Origin of the sequence: Shewanella sp. GD04112, from assembly GCF_029835735.1 — a bacterium.
Taxonomy (GTDB): Bacteria; Pseudomonadota; Gammaproteobacteria; order Enterobacterales; family Shewanellaceae; genus Shewanella.
Genome location: NZ_JAOEAL010000001.1, coordinates 3677769 through 3702709 on the forward strand (window position 1 = coordinate 3677769; position 24941 = coordinate 3702709).

Annotated in this window: 21 protein-coding genes and 1 pseudogene; 7 read left to right on the forward strand and 15 right to left on the reverse strand. The window is 43.7% G+C overall.

The window, feature by feature from the left end:
* Positions 1–4 precede the first annotated feature (4 nt).
* Positions 5–127: pseudogene (locus N7386_RS16220) on the forward strand (GspH/FimT family pseudopilin); the annotation flags it as partial.
* A 182-nt stretch (positions 128–309) separates the two neighbouring features.
* Entirely contained in the window at positions 310–804 is a 495-nt protein-coding gene (locus tag N7386_RS16225; RefSeq protein WP_023267611.1) for a GspH/FimT family pseudopilin, read from the forward strand.
* Between the two features lie 163 nt (positions 805–967).
* On the opposite strand, the gene N7386_RS16230 is transcribed toward N7386_RS16225, so the two are convergent.
* The 12 genes from N7386_RS16230 to murJ form a co-directional block, all read right to left on the reverse strand.
* Positions 968–1273 carry a TapY2 family type IVa secretion system protein gene (locus N7386_RS16230; protein WP_279769697.1) on the reverse strand — a complete coding sequence of 102 codons (306 nt, stop codon included), beginning with the start codon at positions 1271–1273 and terminating at the stop codon, positions 968–970.
* A complete protein-coding gene (locus N7386_RS16235) occupies positions 1270–1662 on the reverse strand; it encodes a type IV pilin protein (RefSeq protein WP_039978400.1) in 393 nt (130 codons plus the stop codon). Before N7386_RS16235 ends, N7386_RS16230 begins: the two co-directional genes overlap by 4 nt.
* Before the next feature lie 10 nt (positions 1663–1672).
* Complete coding sequence (locus N7386_RS16240; RefSeq protein ID WP_279769701.1) at positions 1673–5179, reverse strand: PilC/PilY family type IV pilus protein; 3507 nt, start codon at positions 5177–5179, stop codon at positions 1673–1675.
* A gap of 3 nt (positions 5180–5182) precedes the next feature.
* Entirely contained in the window at positions 5183–5644 is a 462-nt protein-coding gene (locus N7386_RS16245) for a pilus assembly PilX N-terminal domain-containing protein (RefSeq protein WP_039978390.1), read from the reverse strand.
* An 11-nt stretch (positions 5645–5655) separates the two neighbouring features.
* Positions 5656–6615 carry a PilW family protein gene (locus tag N7386_RS16250; RefSeq protein ID WP_023267616.1) on the reverse strand — a complete coding sequence of 320 codons (960 nt, stop codon included), beginning with the start codon at positions 6613–6615 and terminating at the stop codon, positions 5656–5658.
* Between the two features lie 13 nt (positions 6616–6628).
* Complete coding sequence (pilV, locus tag N7386_RS16255; RefSeq protein ID WP_279769702.1) at positions 6629–7192, reverse strand: type IV pilus modification protein PilV; 564 nt, start codon at positions 7190–7192, stop codon at positions 6629–6631.
* Positions 7193–7409: 217 nt separating this feature from the next.
* Complete coding sequence (gene ispH / locus N7386_RS16260; protein ID WP_133182172.1) at positions 7410–8366, reverse strand: 4-hydroxy-3-methylbut-2-enyl diphosphate reductase; 957 nt, start codon at positions 8364–8366, stop codon at positions 7410–7412.
* A gap of 1 nt (position 8367) precedes the next feature.
* Positions 8368–8790, reverse strand: a complete 423-nt coding sequence (gene fkpB / locus N7386_RS16265) for an FKBP-type peptidyl-prolyl cis-trans isomerase (protein ID WP_037429621.1) — start codon at positions 8788–8790, stop codon at positions 8368–8370.
* Positions 8790–9302, reverse strand: a complete 513-nt coding sequence (gene lspA / locus N7386_RS16270) for a signal peptidase II (protein ID WP_011623704.1) — start codon at positions 9300–9302, stop codon at positions 8790–8792. Before lspA ends, fkpB begins: the two co-directional genes overlap by 1 nt.
* 9 nt (positions 9303–9311) lie before the next feature.
* Positions 9312–12134, reverse strand: a complete 2823-nt coding sequence (gene ileS, locus N7386_RS16275) for an isoleucine--tRNA ligase (RefSeq protein ID WP_279769704.1) — start codon at positions 12132–12134, stop codon at positions 9312–9314.
* 32 nt (positions 12135–12166) lie between these two features.
* A complete protein-coding gene (ribF, locus tag N7386_RS16280) occupies positions 12167–13102 on the reverse strand; it encodes a bifunctional riboflavin kinase/FAD synthetase (protein ID WP_023267621.1) in 936 nt (311 codons plus the stop codon).
* A 65-nt stretch (positions 13103–13167) separates the two neighbouring features.
* Positions 13168–14727, reverse strand: a complete 1560-nt coding sequence (murJ, locus tag N7386_RS16285) for a murein biosynthesis integral membrane protein MurJ (protein ID WP_279769706.1) — start codon at positions 14725–14727, stop codon at positions 13168–13170.
* A gap of 252 nt (positions 14728–14979) precedes the next feature.
* Between murJ and rpsT the strand changes: the two genes are divergently transcribed.
* Positions 14980–15246, forward strand: coding sequence for a 30S ribosomal protein S20 (gene rpsT / locus N7386_RS16290; RefSeq protein ID WP_011623708.1), 267 nt, complete (start codon positions 14980–14982; stop codon positions 15244–15246).
* Between the two features lie 60 nt (positions 15247–15306).
* On the opposite strand, the gene N7386_RS16295 is transcribed toward rpsT, so the two are convergent.
* On the reverse strand, positions 15307–15603 hold the full coding sequence (locus N7386_RS16295) for a metalloregulator ArsR/SmtB family transcription factor (protein WP_023267623.1): 297 nt from the start codon (positions 15601–15603) through the stop codon (positions 15307–15309).
* Between the two features lie 135 nt (positions 15604–15738).
* Between N7386_RS16295 and N7386_RS16300 the strand changes: the two genes are divergently transcribed.
* Positions 15739–17145, forward strand: coding sequence for a M28 family metallopeptidase (locus tag N7386_RS16300; RefSeq protein WP_279769709.1), 1407 nt, complete (start codon positions 15739–15741; stop codon positions 17143–17145).
* A gap of 73 nt (positions 17146–17218) precedes the next feature.
* Here the strand turns inward: N7386_RS16300 and yaaA are convergent, their stop codons facing one another.
* Entirely contained in the window at positions 17219–17992 is a 774-nt protein-coding gene (gene yaaA / locus N7386_RS16305) for a peroxide stress protein YaaA (protein ID WP_279769711.1), read from the reverse strand.
* Positions 17993–18100: 108 nt separating this feature from the next.
* Positions 18101–19567 carry a sodium:alanine symporter family protein gene (locus N7386_RS16310; protein ID WP_023267626.1) on the reverse strand — a complete coding sequence of 489 codons (1467 nt, stop codon included), beginning with the start codon at positions 19565–19567 and terminating at the stop codon, positions 18101–18103.
* 430 nt (positions 19568–19997) lie between these two features.
* On the opposite strand from N7386_RS16310, the gene N7386_RS16315 reads away from it, so the two are divergent.
* The 3 genes from N7386_RS16315 (at position 19998) to tal (ending at position 24924) form a co-directional block, all read left to right on the forward strand.
* On the forward strand, positions 19998–22364 hold the full coding sequence (locus tag N7386_RS16315) for a phosphoketolase family protein (protein WP_023267627.1): 2367 nt from the start codon (positions 19998–20000) through the stop codon (positions 22362–22364).
* Positions 22365–22602: 238 nt separating this feature from the next.
* Complete coding sequence (locus N7386_RS16320; protein ID WP_167373567.1) at positions 22603–23721, forward strand: OmpA family protein; 1119 nt, start codon at positions 22603–22605, stop codon at positions 23719–23721.
* A gap of 246 nt (positions 23722–23967) precedes the next feature.
* Positions 23968–24924 carry a transaldolase gene (gene tal / locus N7386_RS16325; RefSeq protein WP_126511744.1) on the forward strand — a complete coding sequence of 319 codons (957 nt, stop codon included), beginning with the start codon at positions 23968–23970 and terminating at the stop codon, positions 24922–24924.
* Positions 24925–24941 lie beyond the last annotated feature (17 nt).

Here is a 24941-nt window from a genome sequence, read left to right on the forward strand (position 1 = left end):
GGGGGGGGCAAATGGCACATTTAAATATTGTCCAAGAACTGTTGACAGTAAAAACTCCAAAGCAGTGGTCGTAAATCAAGCTGGACGAGTTCGTATATCAACCGCCAAAAATATTGATTGTCGCTAAAACACTAAAAAACCTAAAAAACCTAAAAAACCTAAAAAACCTAAAAAACCTAAAAAACCTAAAAATTATAAAGAAACAGAATAATAAAACCATTGGTTATATAAATTTATCTTAAACAGATAGTTACTGACCAACAAGTCACTCTCGCATATACTTAATTAAGTTTAAGCGAGGATTACTGCATGTTTACTATATCCAAGGGATTTACCTTAGTTGAGTTAATGGTCACCATTGCGGTTGCTGCTTTGTTGCTATCCATTGGAGTACCATCATTTACTGCGATATATGAAGCGACCCGCGGAGCCAATGAGATACAAAAGATTAATGACCTCTTTGCCTTTGCCCGAAATCAAGCAGTGAATTATGGTACGACAGTAACAGTTTGCCCCTACGCATCCAATCCCTGTGGTAATGATTGGAGTAAAGGGTTTAGTGTTTATGTCGAACGTAATGGCGCCAAGAAGGTACTAAAGATAATAGATGGATTTAACTCAAAAGATACTATTTCATTAACAGGCCCAACAGATAAAACCGTGAATTTTACATCCGATGGTTTGGTATCAACAGAAACATCAATCATCTATTGCCCAAGTGGTAAAAGTGATGCTTCAAAAAGCATTAAAATAAGCACGTCTGGTCTTATAAAAGAAGATGACGAGCACAAAAGTTGTTCATAACCTATGTATGGTTCATTATTGATAGACAACTAATTAAACATTAATAACAGTTTGATAGTGAAAATAACTACGGATAAAAAAGCCTAAAATTTTTTAGGCTTTTTTATCATGTTTACCCCGTCATAAATAGCTTTGACACTTTCAAACTTTTTTAAAGATATATTTATCTTGGGGTTAACCGGTCCAGCTCTTGAGCCTTGCTACTACTAAATTTGGCACTAAGCTCAACACATTCTTCAACAGTGTTTATATAGAATTTTTGCCCATCATTCGACTCACGAAGTGACCCAACAAGACTCGCCATACGTAAACTCATTTCACTGGTTTTCCAGCGATAAAATGCAATTTCAGCATCCTTTTTTGATGTTATATAGCATTTAAAGTCTTGTTCTATTTGACCACTCGCAACTGCAGCCCAAAGATGACTAGACGTTAGCACCAAAATAGTTGTGATCAATAATTTTTTCATTTCCAACACTCCGCACTGGGACCTTTAGCCCCTGTATCAGTAATGGTCAAAGGCGTACATGATGAATCTCGACTAGCCTGTATTCCTTGCGCGACCGCTTTTAGTGTAAATGATGACGTACCACTTGATGTGACAGAGTAATTTCCATGTTCAGTTATATAAGGGTCTGCACCTATAAGCTCAGATAAGTCAGTCGTATACTTACGATTATCTAAGTAATACTGCTCTTGCAAATTGGCTAATCTCATCAACGCAGACAATCCCTCAGCTCTCGTGCTTTGAGCCACATAGCGAGTATAAGAAGGATATGCAATTGCAGCCAAAATCCCGATAATGACAACAACTATCATCACTTCGATTAAGGTAAAACCTTTGTATTTGATATTCATATAAAAATATTTACTCATTAATATGATAGTAAATTTTATTCACGCCTAAACCAGAAGCGACATTTATCGTGCCACTGTATTCACCATTTTCATTTTTATCGCCTTTACCAACACCAATAATATAAATATAAGGATCTTTACCAGTCTCAGGTGCAGGGATCACGATTTGAGGAGTATCGGGTACACGTTCTCCAAGTTCATAGTATAACTGAGAAAATGACCTAGTTCCTTTATGTAAATCAAACGCATAGAGTTTACCAGCACCAGAAACAAGGCATACGTTATCCGCAACAGAGTCAGCTGGTGGAGAATATGATGTGAAGTACACCTTCCCCTGAACAATAAGCGCCGCGGTTAAGCTCTTCTCACCTAACCCCGAAAAGTCATAAAACCAACCTAACTTAGTACTAAAGCTAATATTATCGGATTCTGAAGTGGGTGCACTTGATGTAACATCATACAAGTTATTGATAGTAATGGTAGAAGGTACATCACTCCCAGTAAAACTCTTAGTGACGACGTTACGATCTTGAAGCATAAAAAACATATCATTAACGTTTGTACTTGAAGGACTAGGCCTCATCCCACTACCCACAGCAACAGCATCATAAGGCACATTTTGATATGTTTTCGTTGTGACAGTTTCACTCCCTGTTGTCACGGATACTTCCGATAAATTTGTAAACATTGTTTGAGCAACAACAGGCTCAGCGAAGAACCGTCGATTATCACTATTTGTACCACCCAATGAGGCAAATTTGAACGCAGTCCAAGTATCGATGCTTGCACTCGGTAAATCCATACGCCAAATGTTACCAGTAACATCCGATGCATATATACGGTCTGTATAACCATCGTTGTTGCTATCAAGCACTGCAACTGAATTAGGAATACTGCCTTGGATACCAGGCAACACAGTTGCCCCACTCGCCGATCCACCAAAAGAATGGATCAGCGTTCCCTTTTGTGCATCAACAATATATACAACACTACCTAATGGCGAAGTCGTCGGTGTAGCATCAAAGCTCACATCATAACCTCCACCAAAAATTAATACCGGTTTATCGTAACCAACGATTTTAGTCACAATAGGTTCCGACCAGGTCTGACCTAGATCAGCAAAACCATCGGAAGAAGGATTAATTGTCCACATAAGAGATGGGCTGTCTGGGTTAGATACATCCAGAGCATAATAAGATGATCCTCCACGCCGCATACCCACAAAAACCCAAGCCTTGTTTACTTTACCGGTAGAATCCGTTTCGGTATAAGCTACGGGAGATGAATCCATTCCATATACTGTGTGTACACCAGATGGATCATTGGTTCGAAGTTCATATAAATTAGGGAGAAGTTCGAAAGGAATAAATCCCCATGTTTCGGACACTGATTCTCCACCATCCTTAAACATATGTAATACACCTTGGTTAGTACCAAGAATGATTCTGATATCCGTTGCCGTTTCACTACCAAAATTCAATGCCAGTGGTTTTGAATGTAAAGGGTCGCCCATAACATCACTGCGTTTATCGGTTGTACTGCCGTTTTTATTGTCATCATCAACATCAATACCTTTTAACCAATCTAGAGTATTTGCGACTTCATCAATACTGGTTCTCATAAAGGTAGCTAGAGCTTGATCGCCACCAGCAGCACTTTGTGCATTAGATAACGTAAGAGGAGACAAACTATTTGCTCCTCCTAAATTACTTAAAATGGTTCGACTAGCTTGACTCTTAATTTGAGCAGCAGCACCACCTACCTCTACCTTATTACCATCTTTTTGGCTGGCGCAATCGGACCAAATCGTACAAGCGGTATCTTTAATATTTCCGTTATCAGCAATAGCCGCATTTCCTTGACTATCAACTAAGGTGCCATCAGCTGTTACTTTAAGTTTCTTTAAATTACCACTCCAGCGAGGACCTTTACCTGGTAAAAACATTGCATAGTAAGCAGCATCAAAAGTTTGTGTTCTATCAAAGTTATTACTCGCAATACTTGGAGAAGTAAAACTCGAGTCTATATTAAGAATATTTGATAACGCATCATTAAGGGCATTTTGTAATTCTAAACTATTCTGAGCTGCAAAATATAAGCCACCACCACGTTTAGCTGTTTCCGCTAATAAGGGGGCCGCATCCTCTGCGCCTTTACTAAAACCAATAGTGTAAGTGCGCACATTTTGCATTTGCTCCGTGTTAGAGCTATCAAGTTTATTGATTAGATCATTATTGAACATATAACTTGCTAATGCAGGTAAATAACTAGGCGAACTTAAACCCTGAGAAAATGATGAATAATCACCGCTTTTACTTGCTGTAGCAGTTAAACTTTTAACATCGTTATTAGCACTTCCATCAACGGTTGGTGAGCCATCAGTAACATAAATCACATAGGCAATATCAGTACAAACTTTAAATGGGCTGCTGTAAGTACCGTTTTTTTCTACAGAAGTATCATAAGGAGGGCGATTGCCTACATAAGAGCCATAATCGGTATCCGCGTGTCCAAAAACAACACTTTTACCAGCAAAATAACGATAGGCTTCGTACATAGTTTCACACAAAGGTGTATTAGTTTTTGCTGGTAACTTATCAATAGTTAATAGTAAGCTATCTCGAGCAGCATCCGTCATTTGTGTAATACCAGAAACTATCCGGCCACCATCCCTATTCCCCTCATTAGGATAATTGTAATTAAATACAGCCAACCCAAAATCGACGGTTGGGGTAGAATTAATAATGTTAGAAATCGCCTTCTTCGCAATCTCTAACCTTGAAACTTTTACGGTTGGCAACCGTCCTTCTTTAGACAACCAATACCACCTTAAATAGTTATCTGTATAAAAAGTGACAGGCTGACCAACACCAAAATCTGTATTTTTTGCGGCAATTAAAGCATCACCCCATGTGCTACTGGGGGAAGATGACGTAAAATAAGGAAATGCTTTCTTTTTCCAACCACTCTGTATTGTTAACCCATTAGCAGGAAATCCGTCATTGTAAGAAGATGAGTTTTGAGGATCTACTGTAGAAATATCCTCCCAGCAATCAACAACCTTAATATTACGACCATCTGTCTCGGGAAACTCTTTCCATACCCCCGTAGTTCCACTTGAAGTGAACTCGCGAATATAGCCTGTAAAACGGCCATATTGATCCAATGCAGCTTTACTTTGATTACAACCGTTTATCGTAGCATCAAAATATCGTCTATCTGAACTGGTATCCGGCTTTGGTAATGCTCCGCCTCCCACAGTGTAATAGATTCGATCGCCACTGTACCCTGAACCACTAATAGGGGGATAGTCATAATCGGGATCATAATCAATCACCTGAGTAATTTCTTCGGTAGACATACTTCCCGAGTTATCAAAAATAACCAAGACTTTAGGTCTAGCACCCGTGCGAGTTGTCGACTCTTTAACATATAATTCAGTGTCATCGCCAAAGGTTGATATTGACGTGACAGCCAATGCAAGCAATGTACACAAAGTGAGTTTTTTAGTTAGCATATCTTAACTCCCTGTCAAAACTTCTTGCTCGACTCCCGCAACAACGGTGAGCTGACCTAAATTATCACGGCCAAAATTAGCTGTACTGCTAATTTCAACCCGTCGGCAACTGATGATGTTTCCACTATTCGCTTTTGTACTTCGTTGGCATCCAACATCTTTGGCCCCAATAATCACATTTCCACCAGCATCAACCTCAAATGGAATAGGTGTTAAGGTCTGTTGAGCACCAAACTCAGTGCCAGTAGAGACATTTGATAACGTTGCTAAACTCGTACCTTTATTCGCTTCTATAGCCGCTTCTAAGCCGCCATCGGCGATGGCTTTAGCTTCTATTCGCTCAGAACCCGCACCTGACATTCGCATAGATTGCGTAGAATTTACCGCTAAAGCGACACCTATGATGGTCATTAATAGTAGGACTATGAGTGCGAAAAACAGTACTATTCCTTTTTGCTTTCTCATCCCTTTACCCTCTAATTTCTAATTAACACCGGATTGGCAAGCACCATCGTTGTTGAAACAACTTTTCGCCGATAATGGTCATTTAATCCTTTTATTTCCTTATCGCCTAAAGTGTAAGTCGTATCATTTGTATAGCTTTTATCTTCATCGATTGCTCTAACTAATAAGAAAACCCTAACCGCAACTAAACGCTGAAATAATTCATTATCCCACATTAACGTAGTCACGTTTTCGGCGGGCATAAAACTATCAGCAGTATCATCGCCATCATTATCAAAACCATAGAGAATACGCATATTCTCTATCCCCTCAACTAATTGTTCTTCGTTATTCATGCCATTATTTTTAGTGAGTGTTTTACGTCTTAATACTGGCACAGAGCCGTCATTTTTTATGAAGTATATATGATGCTGATACTCCCAGAAGCGGGCATTTTCAAGTGCAGGATTAGGAGGGTTTCCCCCTTTAAATAACACTGCTTCACTTGAATTGACTGCCATATAATAACGTTCACCATTAGGGTTAGTAACTGGCGGCCCAATAAGCCTTTTAATTTGAATAACATCCGTATTCGGATTAACACCATTTAAGCAAGTCAAACTCTCTGCACTTTTGCCAGCTTCATATCCCCAAAGACGTCTAAAGTGTGCAGGCTCGGCGTTAGGCAATGTACCGTTGTTAACACCAGCACCAATACAATCATTGGTAATGCCGTCTCTTAGCGCCATATTCGTTCCAAGAATAAAGTCCGTTCCCGTAATATCCCCCATAAAACCAAGTTGGGTAATATCTCTTTCCATCAACGCCAAGGCAATCCGGCCATTCTCTTGTAGTTGGTTGAATTGACTAGTCGTTACCACATTTGAAGAAGACATACTAAACATGGCGAAAAGCCCTAGCGTAAGAAATAGCCCGATAAGCATCGAAACCATTAACTCCACTAACGACATTCCCTTTTGAAAATTCGTCATTTTGTCTGCTCGCCTAAATAATCACTGTTGATACGACAAAAAGACGTCGACGAGTGCCAAGATCTTCACCACATTCATTACCAGTGTATGTTGTGCCTGCGCCCTCACGAATGCCTCTCCATGCCACGGCAACAGTCACCGTCGTTCCATCAATGGCTATACAAGCTGTTGGAGTATCTAATCCACCGACATTTTGGCCATCAACGATTTCTGCAGCGCCCATGAAACTCTGTTCCCATTGATAAAGATCCCAAGCTTCAGTTTCAGCAGGCGTACATAAACTGACCGCCCCAACAACAACATCACATGCTTTACTCGGCTTAGTCAGTGTTCCAGTATATTCTCCACTATAATTAGCTAATTGAGTTCGATTCAGTTTCATTCTATTAATAATGTCATTTGCATAGTATGAAGCTTGAGTTTGTTGGAAAGACTCAAAACTGCCACGTTTAGCAACGACATGTAAATTAAAAATACCAATTAAACCAATCACGAGAATCACCAATGCAACTAGAACTTCAATTAATGAGAAGCCCAGTCGATATTTCCGCTGTGTCAATCGTTCGAATTTAGTCATATTTTTGACAAACTTTTCAGTCTTTTACCCTTTATAAATCTTAATCTTACGATAAAAATATTATTAGCAGTTAATAATAGATGAGTAAAATGTAAGTGGCCAGTAACAATAGCATATAAGCTGCAATCTCATTATGCTTTGTTTGAATTTAGTCATACTTAGACAATAAAAAAGAGGCCATTGGCCTCTTTCAATTTACGACTATTTTCTACATCAATTAACGTAGTTCAGCAGGTACGGCAAAGACGGTATCTTCTTTGCGCCCTTCAACTTCAGTAACGACACTCGGTGCTAATTTTGCAATCGCTTGAACCACCTGCTGAACCAGCACTTCTGGTGCCGATGCGCCAGCGGTCACTGCAACTTTTGTCACATCTTCAAACCAAGATGAATCTATATCATCTGCGGTATCAACTAGATAAGATTGAGTTCCGGTTTTCAATGCCAATTCACGCAAGCGGTTAGAGTTAGAGCTGTTTTTCGAACCGACCACAATTAACAGATCCACATCGGCCGATAAGTTACGCACCGCATCCTGACGGTTTTGCGTCGCGTAACAAATATCATCCTTACGTGGGCCTTCGATGGACGGGAAGCGTTTCAATAAGGCGCTGATGATATCGAGTGTATCATCGACCGAGAGCGTTGTTTGAGTCACGAAGCAGAGGTTATTAGGATCGCGAACTTGTAAAGTCTCGACATCTGCCGGGGACTCAATCAGATAAACACCACCATTGGGGTTATCGTATTGTCCCATGGTGCCTTCAACTTCAGGATGCCCCGCATGGCCAATCAAAATACATTCAATCCCCTTGCGACTCGCACGGGTCACTTGTAAATGAACTTTGGTGACTAACGGACAAGTCGCATCGAATACCCGCAAACCACGTGCCTTAGCCTCGGCGCGTACCGCCTGAGAAACCCCATGCGCACTGAAGATAACAATATTGTTATCCGGTACTTGGTCTAACTCTTCTACAAATACGGCACCGCGATCCTTCAGATTTTGCACCACATAGCGGTTATGCACGACTTCATGGCGAACATAAATCGGCGGCGAAAATAACTCGAGCGCACGCTCAACAATGCTAATGGCGCGATCCACACCAGCACAAAAGCCGCGAGGATTAGCCAGCATAATATTTAAACTTGGGCTGGTAGGATCAAATTTCATCTTACAGTACCTTCACCACGTCGAGTTCAAATGTCACTTTGCGTCCCGCTAGAGGGTGATTCAGATCGACCGTAATCGAATCGCCCGCAACCTCACGCACAATTCCGGGGATCTCACTGCCGCCAGGACCAGCAAAACTCACGATAACACCCACTTCTAGCTCCATATCGGCTGGGAAGCGGGTTCTATCCATATAATGAATCGCATCGGGATTTGACTCACCAAAGGCATCAACCGCTTCAAGCGTAAATCTGTGCTTGTCGCCTTCATTTAAGGAAGCAAGCTGCGCTTCGAATGCAGGGCTTAAAGTACCATCGCCGATATTTAAACGTGCTGGCTTACCCGAGGCTTTAGTGCTATCGGCAGTTGAACCATCTTCAAGCACAATATTCATATGGCACAATAACGAACGTGTCACAGTCACTACTTCACCTCTTCGGTTTTATCTTGTTCGGATTTGCTGTTAAAAAACGAATCCCAAATGATCAGCACTGCGCCGATAAAAATCGCGGAATCAGCGATATTAAAGGCAGGATAATGGCTCTTACCCCAATAAAAATCGATAAAATCCACCACAAAACCATGCATCAATCGATCGATTAAGTTACCTAGGGCGCCACCAATCACTAAGGTGTAAGCCAAATTTAACTTCCATAGGGATGCAGATTGCTTGCGCAGCCACACAGTCAACAAGGTACTGAAACCAACGGCCACTAGGGTAAATAACCAACGTTGCCAACCGCCCGCTTCACTTAAGAAGCTAAATGCGGCGCCATAGTTACGTACATAGGTGAAATTAAAAAAAGGTAATAACTTCACCGATTCGAACAAATCAAAATTGGCTAAGACCCATTGCTTGGATAGTTGATCGGCCAAAAACACCAATACAACTACCCAATACCAACGTAAGCCACTGTCTTTCCAAGTTAATGGCATACAGATCCTTTACGCAAACAGACGAACTTCGCCGTCACCTTCAATATTGGTTACGCAGCGATGGCACAGCGTTGGGTGAGCCTCAATCGTGCCCACTTCTTCCCTATGGTGCCAACAACGTTCGCATTTCTCTGCTGTTGTCGCATTTACCACTAACTTCAATGACACAAGTTCGGTTTCAACGGCATCGCTTGTCGCATCCGCCAATGGCAATACTTTGGCTTCAGAGGTCAACAGGACGAAACGCAGCTCATCACCAATGTGCGTTAACTGTTCAGTTAATGCCGCATCAGCAAACAGTGTGACTTCGGCTTCTAAGGAGCCACCAATACGTTTATCACGGCGTGCTTGCTCGATGACCTTGTTGACTTCGTTACGCACAGTCAGCAGATTTTCCCAGTACGCATCGCTGAGATCTGTATCTAAAGTGATAGATTGCAGACCTTGATACCATTCTTGGGTAAACACGTAAGCATCACGTTGACCTGGCAGTAATTGCCACACTTCATCGGCAGTAAAGCTTAGGATTGGGGCAATCCAACGCACCATGGCCTCAGCAATGTGAAACAGTGCCGATTGGCAGCTACGGCGGGCATGGCCCTCTTGCTTCGCGGTATATTGACGATCTTTGATGATGTCTAAGTAGAAGCTACCTAGCTCAACCGAGCAGAATTGCATCAATTTTTGCGTCACAATATGGAAGTTATATTGCTCGTAAGCTTCAATGATTTCTTGTTGCAGAGCTGCCGCGCGGCGCACCGCCCAACGGTCTAACGCCACCATATCTTCTACTGCCACTAAGTCCTTAGCTGGATCGAAGCCATTAAGGTTCGCTAGTAAGAAGCGAGCGGTGTTACGAATACGGCGATAAGCATCGGCGCTACGGTTTAAGATTTCATCCGATACCGTCATTTCACCGCTGTAGTCGGTCGCCGCAACCCAAAGACGCAGAATGTCCGCACCTAACTTGTTGGTGACTTGCTGCGGCGCAATGACGTTACCGATAGATTTCGACATCTTGCGACCTTTACCATCAACGGTAAAGCCGTGGGTCAGCACTTGCTTGTAAGGAGCTTTGCCAGTCATCGCAGTAGAAATCATCAATGATGACATAAACCAGCCACGGTGTTGGTCGCTACCTTCGAGGTATAAATCGACGCCATGACCATGAAACTCTGGACGCGCACCAACCACAGAAGCAAAGGTTGAACCTGAGTCGTACCATACGTCCAAGGTATCGGTCACTTTACGGTATTGTTCGGCTTCTTCACCCAGTAATTCGGCAGCATCGAGATCCCACCAAGCTTGGATGCCTTCTTGCTCAATGCGGTTGGCTACACGTGCCATTAACGACACGCTGTCAGGGTGCAGCTCTTCGGTTTCGCGGTGTACGAATAATGTAATTGGCACGCCCCAAGTACGTTGACGGGAGATACACCAATCAGGGCGATTCTCAACCATCTTTTCGATGCGGCTTTGGCCCCAGTCAGGGATCCACTGAGTCTGCTCAATTTCGCTTAATGCTTGCTTGCGCAGGTTGTGGTTATCCATTGAGATAAACCATTGCGGCGTAGCACGGAAGATAATGGGCGTTTTATGGCGCCAGCAGTGTGGATAGCTGTGACGGTATGCAACATGGTGTAATAGTGCGCCTTTTTCTTTCAGCAGCGCAACCACATTGTCGTTTGCTTTAAATACATGTTGACCGGCAAAAAACTCAGTGTCAGGTTTGTAAACACCGTTATCGCCAACAGGGTTTGCCACTTCTAAACCGTATTTTTGACCTACCACGAAGTCGTCTTGACCATGGCCAGGTGCCGTGTGAACCACACCCGTACCCGCGTCAGTCGTCACGTGGTCGCCTAAAATCGCAGGCACGTCAAAGGCTAAGAATGGATGCTTAAAGCGAACCAGCTCAAGCGCTGCGCCTTTAACTTTACCTAACACACTGTGGCTCTCGGCACCGTAACGCGTCATACACGCTTCAACTAACACGTCGGCCAGAATAACCGCGTGAGTCGCGCCTTCTTTCACAAACTCAACCAAGCTGTAATCCAGCTCAGGGCTGATAGATAACGCGCGGTTAGCTGGTAGTGTCCAAGGTGTAGTAGTCCAAATCACCATAGCCACAGCATGTGAGTAATCGCTTACACCAAACTGAGCGGCAACAGCTTTGCTATCAGTCGCAGTAAAAGCCACATCGATAGCGGGAGAGGTTTTATCCTCGTATTCAACTTCGGCTTCGGCCAATGCAGAACCACAGTCTGTACACCAATGAACCGGTTTAACACCTTTATGTAAGTGACCGTTTTCAATCACTTTTGATAGAGAGCGTACGATATTGGCTTCGGTAGCAAAGTCCATCGTTAAATAAGGCTTTTGCCAATCGCCCAGCACGCCTAAACGAATAAAGTCAGCACGTTGACCATCGACTTGCTCAGCCGCATATTTACGACATTCTTCGCGGAATTCGGCCGCAGAAATTTTTTGACCAGGCTTACCGACTTTTTGCTCAACTTTCAATTCAATTGGCAGACCGTGGCAATCCCAACCAGGCACATAAGGCGCGTCAAAACCTGACATGGTTTTTGACTTAACAATAATGTCCTTAAGAATTTTGTTTACTGAGTGACCAATATGAATGCTGCCGTTCGCATACGGTGGGCCGTCATGCAAAATAAAAGGTGTGCGGCCAATTCGGCTATCACGGATCTGCTGATACAGACCGTCTTTCGTCCAGCGCTCTAACATCTCTGGCTCGCGATTTGCCAAATTACCACGCATCGGAAACTCAGTTTCCGGCAAATTCAAAGTAAATTTATAGTCGCTCATTGATCCTATACCGTTAATTAAACTGATAAATATCAGCCTGCATCGTTACCAAATAAAGCTCTGGCCTCATTTGCATCATTCAAAATCTGTTGTTTTAGTGCATCCAATGAATCAAAGGGTTGTTCATCGCGAAGTTTTGCCACTAACTCAACCTCAACATGCTTGCCATAAATGTCACCTTCAAAATCAAAAAGATGCACCTCGAGCTGGCAAACTTGACCATTTACGGTCGGGCGGAAGCCAATGTTGGCAACCCCTTCATAAATATCGCTATCTTCCCAATAGAGTTTCACCGCAAACACCCCGCGCACCGGCACCACATTGCGTTTGAGGGCGATATTGGCGGTGGGGAAACCTATGGTTCGACCAATTTTTTGGCCGTGGGCCACGCGGCCGCTTAAGGTAAAGGGATGACCGAGTAGGCGCCTTGCCTGCTCTAGGTTTCCTTTAGCTAATTGTTCTCTTACTGCGGTCGAACTCACGCGCTGCGAGCCCACCATAAAACTCTGGGTGCTGACCACGGTAAAGCCATAACGTGCTCCCGCCTGCATCAGCATTTCAAAATTGCCTTTTCTGCCTTGACCGAAGCAAAAGTCATCGCCGACAACGAGGTACTTCACCCCAAGTTTACGCACCAGCAGTTCTTCGATGAAATGCTCCGCTGGTTGGTCCGCAAAGGCGCGATTGAAGTTAACACACACTAACCGTTCAACGCCTAACTCATCGAGCAGGATGATTTTGTCCCGCAATAGGCTCAGACGCGCGGGCGCATTCTCACCACGGAATAACTCCTGTGGTTGAGGTTCAAATGTCATCACAGTCGGCGGTAGCGAGAGCTGTTTGGCCTTTTGCACCAGATTAGCAATCACCTGTGCATGGCCGCGATGCACACCATCAAAATTACCTATCGTCAGCACACAGCCATGGTGGGATGACAAAATGTTATGTATACCGCGGATTAATTCCATAACTTTAGACAACTGCCAAGCGCAAATCGGCTGATTATATAACAGCTAACGATAAGAATCAGCAATCAAACTCCCCGTTTCATTGACCAAGGACGAATTCCTAACGCCAATAAGCCAAGTAAATACGTCATAGCGCCAACAGCAATCAAACCAATCAAAGCCTTAGCACGCCCAACTAACTGCCATTCCAACCATTGGGATTGCGTGGGTAAGAAATAGTACAAGACTACCACCATCAAGGCCGTTGAAACCACGGCTTTAAGGAAAAACACCACTGTTGGCTTAGAAATTCGGTAAACACCCGCTTTGTGTAGGCCGCGATATAAAAGGGTCGCATTCAGTAAAGCCGACATCGATGTCGCAATCGCTAAGCCAACATAACCAAAGGGAATCGCAAAAATGAGGTTAAAGCCCATGTTAGTGATCATGGCGATAATGCCGTAACGCACAGGGGTCTTTGTGTCTTGGCGTGAGTAATATCCAGGCGCTAACACTTTGATAAGCATAAAACTGAGTAAACCACTGCCATAAGCCATCAAGCTGTAGGATGCCATCTCGACGTCTTGAATGGAGAAGGCGCCGCGCATAAACAACACCATCAGCATGGGCTGGGCGAGCACAATCAACCCCATCATGGCGGGTAATCCTAATAACAGAATTGCCTTAATACCCCAATCCATGGTTTTACCAAAGCCATCCCCTTCGGCATTCACATGATTGCGAGATAAAGCAGGTAAAATCACGGTGCCAATGGCGATACCGAATAAACCGAGTGGAAATTCTAATAAGCGGTCTGAATAGTACAGCCAGCTGATGGAGCCCGTCATGAGGAAGCTGGCGATAAAAGTATCGAATAATAGATTGATTTGTGAAACTGAAACCCCAAACAGCGCAGGGATCATCAAGGTTCTGATCTTCACCACACCAGGATGCTTCCAACCCCATGAAGGTTTAACTAAGGCCTTTTCCCTGAGTAAGAAGGGAATTTGGAATAAAAACTGAATTAAACCGCCACAAAACACACCCCAAGCAAGGGTAATTTCAGGCTGAGAAGACGTAGGCGCAAAAAACATTGCCGCCGCAATAATAGCCACGTTTAAGAATACTGGGGTAAAGGCCGATACCGCAAAACGCCCGCGGGTATTTAGAATAGACCCCGCTAACGCAGTAAAGGTGATAAACCACAGATACGGGAAGGTGATTTTAAGCACTACCGTTGCCAGCTCAAACTTAGCGCCATCGGGTTCATTGTTAAGCCAAGCCACAAACCAGCCGCCACCAAATAAGGCTGACAATACGGGGGATGCGATGACACCGACAAGCGTCACAATGGTCACCAACAGCCCTAAGGTTCCCGCCACTTTACTGAGTAACTCTCGAGTCTCGTCCGAAGTGTGTTTTTCTTGATACTCGGTCAGTACGGGAACAAATGCCTGAGCAAAAGCCCCCTCAGCAAATAATCGGCGTAAAAAGTTAGGAATTTTATTCGCGAAGAAAAAAACGTCGGCGCTTGTCCCTGCCCCCATTAAATTGGCAACAACTACATCTCGAACCAAACCTAAAACACGAGAAATCAACGTCATAGCACTAACAATCATGCCAGATTTCAATAATTTTTTACTCAAACGTCCCCCAGACCTACATCGAATGGATTAGGTGATTCATCTCAAAAAATCGACTCAGGCTCTGTCACACTGCGGCAATAGCTGTTAGAATTGCGCCACATATTACACGAGTTGGGTTGAAGATAGCCAAGGCGGGTTGAATTAATTTATCTTTATGATGATTATTCAATCATAGTCATTGACAAAGTGACTAAATGCAGGCATATTCCTCGGCCTTTAAAAGTATCAAATCCAGTTTTTAGGAGTTGCACCTTGGCTAATAGCAAGTCTGCAAAGAAGCGCGCGCTTCAATCTGAAAAGCGTCGTCAGCACAACGCCAGCCGTCGCTCAATGTTACGTACATACGTTAAAAAAGTAATCGCTGCTATCAAAGCTGGCGATCACAAAACAGCAACTGAAGCTTTCGCTGCTGCACAACCAATCGTTGACCGTATGGCGACTAAAGGCCTTATTCACAAGAATAAAGCTGCCCGTCATAAGGCTCGTTTGAACGCTAAGATCAAAGCACTGGCTGCTTAATTTTCTTAGTGAATAAAAAAAACCGGCAATTGCCGGTTTTTTTATATCTAATGATTATCATTAATGACAATAAATATTGTTCAGTAAATGGATCATCTCCCGCACTTCATCACTCTTAAGCGAATAAAATACGGTTTGCGCTTCTTTGCGTGTGGTTACTAAATTATCTTTGCGTAACCAAGCAAGGTGTTGTGATAGTGCCGATTGACTTAAGCCTAATTTTTTATTCATTTCGCCAACGCACATTTCACCTTCGCTCAATAAATAACAAAGGATAAATAAACGGCGTTCGTTCGCGAGTGCTTTTAATAGCACTACGGCATGATCGGCTCGCTCCTGCATTAATTCAATATTCATTACGCACTTTTTCTCCTAAAACTAACCCCTGCGCTAATATAGCGTTGCCTTACAGATATAGTCGGGACATAAAGCACACTTTTTGCTAGATTGTTTTCAAAAGTGGGACATGCTTAATAAAAACAAAGGAAACCTATGAAATCCTACCAAGCAACTTTGATAACAGGCCTTTTTATTAGTGGTTTGAGCGCTTGCCAAACTCATATCGAAATACCAGTCAAAACAGATATACCTTCTCAATTACAACAAACCGCTTTAGCTTCATCCTTGGGATATGACATAGTCGAATCTCTTACGGTAGAAGTAGGACCGCGCCTTGCTGGTAGTCCAAAAGACATTATTGCCGTGAACTGGGCAATGAATAAGTTAACCAGTCTCGGGTTTGATAAGGTCTATAAAGAGCCAGTACAGGTTCCTATTTGGGAACGTGGTGAAGCCAAAGCCAAGATCATCTCTCCGGTGGAACAACCTTTAGTGATCACAGCTCTAGGTGGAAGTGTTGCAACGCCAATTGAAGGTATTAAGGCTAAAATTGCTCGTTTTGATAGCCTTGCGGCACTGCAAGCGGCAAACCCAGAAGATGTAAAAGGCAAGATTGCCTTTATCGATCAAAAAACTGAACGTCACATCACGGGTGAAGGTTATGGCAAAAGTGTCGGCGGCCGCTCGAAAGGCGCAGTCGCAGCAGCACAAAAGGGAGCCGTTGCAATCGTTATTCGCTCGATTGGCACCGACCATGACCGCATGGCTCACACTGGCGTGATGCGTTATCAAGATGGTGTGGCTAAAATCCCTGCGGCGGCGATGTCAAATCCCGATGCCGATTTAATCGATGCCATGTTAAAACGCGATCCCAATGCGGTGCTCGAGCTGCATATGTCACCGAAGGATTTAGGTACAAATACCTCTTATAACGTGATTGCAGAAGTTACTGGCAGTAGTAAACCTGACGAAATCGTGCTGATTGGCGCCCATTTAGATTCTTGGGATGAAGGGACGGGGGCAATTGACGATGGCGCTGGCGTTGCGATTGTGACTGCCGCGGCGAAACATATTCAAGATCTTCCTCAAAAACCTGCCCGAACTGTACGAGTGGTACTTTACGCTGCCGAAGAAATTGGCTTAGTGGGAGGCAAAGCTTATGCTGAAGCACATAAAGCCGAGCTACCTCTGCATTATATTGCTGCCGAATCGGATTTTGGCGCAGGCCCGATTTATCAAATCGATACTAAGGTAAATGACAGCGTTTTTGCACAAGTCCAAGAGAGCATAAAGCCAATGACATATAACGGTGTCGCCCTTGGTAATAATCAAGCCTCTGGCGGGCCTGATGTCTCCATGTTGCCCGCATTAGGCGTGCCGGTTGCGTCATTAAGACAGGATGGCCACGATTACTTCGATTATCACCATACACCTAACGACACCTTAGATAAAATCGATCCTAAAGCGCTCGCACAAAATGTGGCGGCATATGCTCAATTTGCCTATATCATGGCGAACTCGAATCTTGTGTTAACACCGATTAGTACTGAGTCGAAATAATCTTCCGCCAGCACATCCTTCGTAAATCACAAGAGCAGCCTAGGCTGCTCTTGTGATTTAACGCATTTATGAATTACTGCGCTTCACGCAAGAATGTTGGCTCATTCGGTTTACTCAATTCTTCACTGTAGTAATAACCTGCCACATCAAACGCTTTTAATTCATCAATAGAACTCACTTGCTGGTCAATGATATATCTTGCCATCATTCCCCTTGCTTTTTTAGCAAAAAAACTGATGACTTTATATTGGCCATTTTTAAAATCTTTAAAGACAGGAGTGATTAATTGACCTGCTAATTGTTTTGGTTTTATCGCCTTGAAATACTCATTGGACGCAAGATTGATAATGATGTCATCGCCCTGCGCAGCAACCGCATTGTTGACCGCTTCAGTGAGAGTATTACCCCAAAAATCGTAGAGATTCATACCTTTAGGATTGGCAAGCGCAGTCCCCATTTCTAAGCGATAAGGTAAAATTAAATCCAATGGCCGCAGTAAACCATAGAGCCCAGATAAAATGCGCAGCTGTGACTGAGTCCGTTCAAGCTGTTCGGGTGTCAGCGTATCAGCATCAAACCCCGTGTAAACATCGCCTCTAAAAGCAAAAATTGCCTGCTTAGCATTATCAATGCTGTAATCGGGTGTCCACTCCCCAAAACGCGCGGCATTTAAACCTGCGATGTTATCGCTCACCTTCATTAATGTTGCTATGTCACTGGGGGTTAACCGTTGGCAGACTTGAATAAGCTCTTGGCTATAAGCTAAAAAATCGGGCCGAGTGTGGGTTTGAGTCAAGGGAGGTTGCTCAAAATCTAGGGTTTTCGCCGGTGAAACCAAAATCAACATTAACACGCTCCAACAAATAAAGTACGCCACTATGATACTGAACAAGCATAAAAAAACCACGTACGGATGACGTGGTTTTTCCGATAGCGTTAATCAGTGAACTTGAGTTTATCGACTAAGCGCAGATTCTGTACGCGTTTTCGCCTGCTCGTTAGCACTATTATCCTGCCAAATACCATCATCGAGTTGTTCCATCAATTCGGGGAACTTACTGCGATCGAACTCAGGCATTTTGCCACTCTTCAATTGCTCACAGTAATCGTTGATAACCCGTATTGCTAAGCCAGATAACAGCAGCAAAGCAATAATATTGACCGTGGCCATTAGCCCCATAGACACGTCTGCTAAGTTCCACACTAAGCTGATTTTGGCCACTGCACCAAACATCACCATAGCTAATACACACAGACGAAATAGCGGTAATGCCTTAGTGCTATTACCCGTTAAAAACATCACATTGGTTTCGGCGTAGGAATAGTTAGCAATGATAGAGGTAAAGCAGAATAGGAAAATGGCTATCGCAATAAAGGCGCCGCCCCAATCTCCAACGTGGTTTGACATCGCATTGATGGTGAGACGAATGCCGTCATCGCTAGAACCAATATCGCCTGAAAGCAAAATAATTGCCGCAGTTGCGGTACAGATAACGATGGTATCGACAAACACTCCCATCATCTGCACAAAACCTTGGGATGCTGGATGATTAGGATTAGGCGAGGCACTCGCAGCCACGTTTGCCGCACTACCCATCCCCGCCTCGTTTGAAAACAAACCACGGGCAATACCCGCTTGCATGGCCTGAGCGACCGTATAAGCAACTCCACCTGCTGCGGCCTCTTGCCAACCGAAAGCACTCTTTACAATCAAGCTGATTACAGCTGGCAATTGATCTAAATTGAACAACACAATAATAAAGGCAATCAGAATATAAGCCAGTGCCATGATAGGCACGATAAATTCAGACACTCGAGCAACTTTACGTAAGCCACCGACTATCACAAAACCACTGGCTAACACTAAGCCGATCCCGACATAGGTCGGGTCGAAGCCAAACACCCGCTCCATTGCCCCCGTAATGGTATTGGCTTGTACCGCATTAAACACTAAACCAAAGGCGATGATCAGGAAGAAAGCAAACAACACCCCCATCCATCTCTGTCCAAGTCCCTTCTCCATATAATAGGAAGGACCGCCGCGAAACTGACCGTTGGTATCTCGTACCTTATATACTTGTGCAAGCGTCGACTCCACCATGGCGGTTGCCATGCCCAACATGGCAATAAGCCACATCCAAAACACAGCGCCAGGTCCAGCAGCGCCAATCGCCACAGCAACACCAGCCATGTTTCCGGCGCCAACCCGAGCGGCCATACTCGTACAGAATACTTGGAATGAAGACAGTCCACTTTCACAGCCTTGGCGGCTCATGGTCATGACTTTTAGAGAGTGCTTGAAGTGAGTAAGTTGAATAAATACAAGCCGTAAGGTGAAATAAAGCCCCGCACCCACCAGTCCATAAACGAGCAATTTGCCCCAGAGCAGTGCGTTCAAAAAGTTTACAATCGTTTCTAACATATTATTTTACTTCTTCCCGTAGCAAATGCCCGCCTCCACCTATACTTAGCGAGGTGCAACATTTGTGGTGAATGAATCCTTCCAAATAAAGGTAAGAATATCGGTAGATTTATTCTTTCAAATTATCCTTCCGTGAATTTACAACATCACGGCTACCGAATTCAACGCAGCAAAATAGCACAGTATTCGAAATTACTCATGTGATCAAGCCTAGGTTTGTATCGTTAAATAGCGACAATCTCACACTCGTAAAGCTTAGATAAGTCACTGTTAATATTAAATTAACAATTTAACAAACTTAGTCCACATGCGTTAACGACAAACACAAGTTTTAAAATTTGGATGCAGGACACATTTTTGTAAGAAAATTACAAATATAGTAACCCCAACACAACACAGTTCAATTCCGTCTGCTCTAGTGAGGCTTAATATGACGACAACACATGAGATAAATGCTCTTAAAAAGTATGTAAGAGCCACTAACTTCCTCGCCACCTCTCAGATTTACCTAAAGCAAAACGTATTACATAAGCGCCCACTTGCGCATTCGGACATTAAACCTCGCCTGCTCGGCCACTGGGGGACTTGTCCAGGGATCAACTTCGTTTATGCCAACGTCAACCGACTCATTGTAAAACATAATCGTCCTTTCATTTACTTAGTCGGCCCAGGCCATGGTTTCCCCGCAGTACAAGCTAACCTATTCATCGAAGGCTCACTCAGCCACTTTTATCCAGAAACCATTCCTTATAATGAAACTGGTATTGAAGATATCTGTAAGAAGTTTTCGGCAGCCTATGGTTACCCTTCTCACGCTAACCCTGAAGCACCCGGTCAAATTCTTGAAGGGGGCGAATTAGGTTACTCGTTAGCTGTAGGTTGGGGAGCTGTATTAGACAATCCTGATCTTATCGCAACCGTATTAGTAGGTGACGGTGAATCAGAAACCGGTCCTCTAGCAGCCTCTTGGTATGCGAACCGTTTAGTCTCCCCCGCCACCAACGGCGCAGTGTTACCAATCGTGCATATCAACGGCTATAAGATTTCAGGCCCAACCCGTATGGGACGCATGAGCCATGAAGAGTTAGATCTTGAATTCCGCGGTCTTGGCTATCACCCTATTATTGTTGACAGCGAAGCGGAAGAAGATATCTACGTCCAAATGGCTGCAGCCATGGATACTGCTTATAGCATGATCAATGATATCCAAACCCGAGCTCGCAAGGGTGAAGATATTGTCAAACCTCGCTGGCCGGTGATTTTAATGCGCACCGCCAAAGGCTGGACAGGTGTAAGCGAATATAACGGCACAAAACTAGAAGGTAACTGCGAATCGCACCAAGTTATCGTCAACAAATGTGCGACCGATAAAGGCCACTTAACTGCATTGGATAACTGGTTAGCCAGCTACCAGTTCCAAGAGCTTTATCAAATCAATGCTCAAGGTGAACTGATTTTTGATGCGGATATTGGCTCGCTGATCCCACCAAAACATTTAGCCTGTGGTCGCCAACATCTCACTTATGGCGGGGAAGTTGTTAGAGCGTTATCTAATCCAGATCTAGAAAAACTCAGCTATGGCCCAGAAGTGCCACGCGGACACCGCGGTTACTCCATGCTGAAAATGGGTCAATGGATGCGTGACGCATTCAAACTAAACCGTGACCAACGTAACTTACGTATCTTTAGCCCAGATGAAACCTATTCAAACCAACTGCAAGCGGTATTTGAAGAAACTGACCGCGCATGGCAATGGCCAATTGAAAGCTGGGACGAAGATATGTCTCGTGATGGCCGCGTACTCGAGTTACTCTCTGAGAACTTACTATTTGGTATGTTACATGGCTACACAGTAACAGGTCGCCACGGCATGTTCCCAACCTATGAGTCTTTCTCACAGGTTGTATCTTCAATGGCCGACCAATACTGTAAATATGTTTATGCCAGCCAAGGGGTGCATTTCCGCAAACCTTTACCAGCGTGTAACGTAGTACTTTCTTCATTATTAGAGCGTCAGGATCACAACGGTTACTCGCATCAAAACCCATCGTTCCTCGGTGCGATGTTAGAAAAGCATCCAAAGATTATCTCTGCTTATTTACCTGCTGATGCAAACAGCACCTTAGTTTATACCGAACGTGCCTTTGCGGATCGTGACAAACTAAACATCCTAGTTGCTGGTAAAAAAGAGCTACCACAGTGGCTGAGTTTAGAAGAAGCACGCAAACAAGCTAAAGACGGTGTGATGGTGTGGGATTTTGCTTCAGATGAAAATCCAGATATCGTGCTTGCGGGTTGTGGTGATTATGTCACTCAAGAATGTATGGCCTCTTTAGTGATTATTCGTGAACTCTTACCAAGAGTCAGAATTCGCTTTGTCAGCGTAACCGAATTAAGCAGTGATGGCTTAGGCAGCCGTAAATTTAAAGAAAAACCATGGATGATGGATGAAATATTTACCCAAGATAAAGGGGTTGTATTTAACTATCATGGTTATCCAAATACGATCAAAAAGTTAATTTTTGATTACAAAGGAAGCCGCCGTTTCAGAATTAAAGGCTACGAAGAAGAAGGTTCAACAACAACACCATTTGATATGGGTGTGCGTAATGGTACTTCTCGCTATCACCTTGTTATTGATATGGCTTACAAACTATTCCAACAGGGCGTTATTGACGAAACTAAGCATGTTTCAATCACTACAGATATGCTGCAACGACTCGTTGACCACCGTAACTATATTAAAGCACATGGTGTTGACCCTGTTGAAATTGAGAATTGGGTTTGGACACGCTAACACTCAATTAAATTAACAAACACAATACAAAAAAGGCATCCTCAGGGATGCCTTTTTAACATCCAAAATAAGAAACAAAATGCTATTCGATAAAAAAACTTCAGACTGAACACTGGAAAGTTTTAACAAATGCGGTGATAATTAATCGCTGGCTACAATACCAAAGGATCCCCACACTAAGTGCTAGCAATGTTTTGCATAAAAACCCGCAAAGCATATTGGTGGAGAATCATAAACAATGGACTTAGAGAAAATGATGAAGAATACATTAAAAGTAGTTTTGCTTACATCAATGCTTCCACTTGCTGCCAGTGCATCTCAAGAGTTAACACCTTGGTATGTTGGTGCAGGTTTAGGCGTTAATAACTATGAACACATTGCAACTGACAACGGCGATGACAACCCATACGCATGGGACATCTTCGCAGGCTATATGTTTAATGACTACTTTGGTGCTGAAATCGGCTATCGTGATCTAGGTAGTGCAGATTGGACCTATGCAGGCATTGGCAATGATGCAGACGTTAAAGGTGCAACTCTTGGCTTAGTTGGTGTATGGCCACTAGGTAACCGTTGGAGCCTATCTGCTGAAGCTGGCGCAATGTACTACACCCTAGAAAACAACCAACGCGTTGGTGGCGTTTCTAGTTCTTACAGCGAAAACGACTTTGCACCTTACTTCGGTGCAGGTGTTGGTTATAACTTCACTGATAACCTGAAGTTACAAGCTAAGTACCGTCGCTACGAAAACTTAGACGATAACGCTGGTGCCAGTGCGATCGTTCCAGTAAATGCTGACAGCAACTACTGGGGCTTAGAATTAAGCTACCGTTTCGGTTCTCCTGCCGCTCCAGTAGCTGCAGCCGTTGTTGCTGCAACACCAGTTGACTCTGACAACGATGGCGTTTACGACGATAAAGATCAGTGCCCAGCAACTCCAGCAACTCACAAAGTTGACTCTGTTGGCTGTACTATCTATGAAAACGTTAAGAAGCAAGAAGATGTAGGTTCTATCCAGTTTGCTAACGATTCTGCTGTAGTGAAGAAAGAGTACTACAAAGACATCGAAAGACTGGCTAACTACATGAACAAAAACCCAGAGTTCACAGTTGAAATTGCTGGTCACGCTTCTAACGTAGGTAAACCAGACTACAACATGACTCTGTCTGACAAGCGTGCTGACGCTGTTGCGAAGATCCTTGTTGAAAAATATGGTATCAGCCAAAGCCGTGTAACTTCTAACGGTTACGGTATCACTAAGCCATTAGTCGCTGGTGACACTAAAGAAGCTCATGCTGCAAACCGCCGCATCGAAGCTATCGTGACAACTACTGAAAAACAACCTGTTCTGAAGTAATTGCACTCTTAAGAATAAAAAAGTCGCTGCTTGCAGCGACTTTTTGTTTTTATAACATCTACACTATGCAATCTGATGATGCTTACATGTCGTTGCAATACAATCACAGCTTTCATGCCAATACGATATCGTTTTACCATTTTTGTAATTTTTTTACATTGATGGTTGGAAAAGTTGGCAAAATCGCTTCTAATAGTCATCAGTTCATTTCTGAGTTTAGACCGCTATCTGAGAAGGATGTTTTTCATGGCAAATACATTAGAGCAACTCAAGTCATACACTACGATTGTGGCCGATACTGGCGATATTGAAGCGATTAAACGCTATCAGCCAGAAGACGCAACGACCAACCCATCACTCATTCTAAAAGCGGCTCAAATTCCCGAGTATAGCGCTCTAATCGACAATGCTATCGCATGGGCTAAATTACAAAGTGCTGATATTGAGCAACAGATTGATGATGCCAGCGATAAACTTGCCGTAAATATTGGCGTGGAAATTCTGAAACTGGTTCCAGGCCGAATTTCAACCGAAGTGGATGCCCGCTTATCCTTCGACAAAGAAAAATCCATTGCGAAAGCACATAAATTAGTACGTCTGTACCAAGAAGCGGGCGTGGATAAATCTCGCATTCTGATCAAATTAGCCTCAACGTGGGAAGGCATTTGTGCCGCCAAAGAGTTAGAGCAAGAAGGCATCAACTGTAACTTAACCCTACTCTTTAGCTTTGCTCAAGCACGTGCCTGTGCAGAAGCTGGCGTGTACTTAATTTCTCCATTCGTTGGCCGCATCCTCGACTGGTACAAAAAAGACACAGGTAAAGACTATGACGCAGTAAACGACCCAGGTGTCGTTTCTGTGACTGAAATTTACAACTACTACAAACAGCATGGCTATAACACTGTCGTCATGGGTGCAAGTTTCCGTAATATCGGTGAAATCATCGAATTAGCGGGTTGTGACCGCCTGACTATTGGCCCTTCATTGCTAGAAGAGCTGGCAAACTCTCACGTTGCTATTCAACCTAAACTCATTCCTGCCAGCACCACAGTTGCAGCCGGAGAGCCGTTAACCGAAGCGCAATTCCGCTGGGACTTCAACCAAGATCCTATGGCTGTCGACAAGTTAGCAGAAGGTATCCGTAACTTCGCCATCGACCAAGGCAAACTCGAAGTCATGCTCAAGGCAAAACTGGCAAACTAAGTATCTTCGGAGACGAT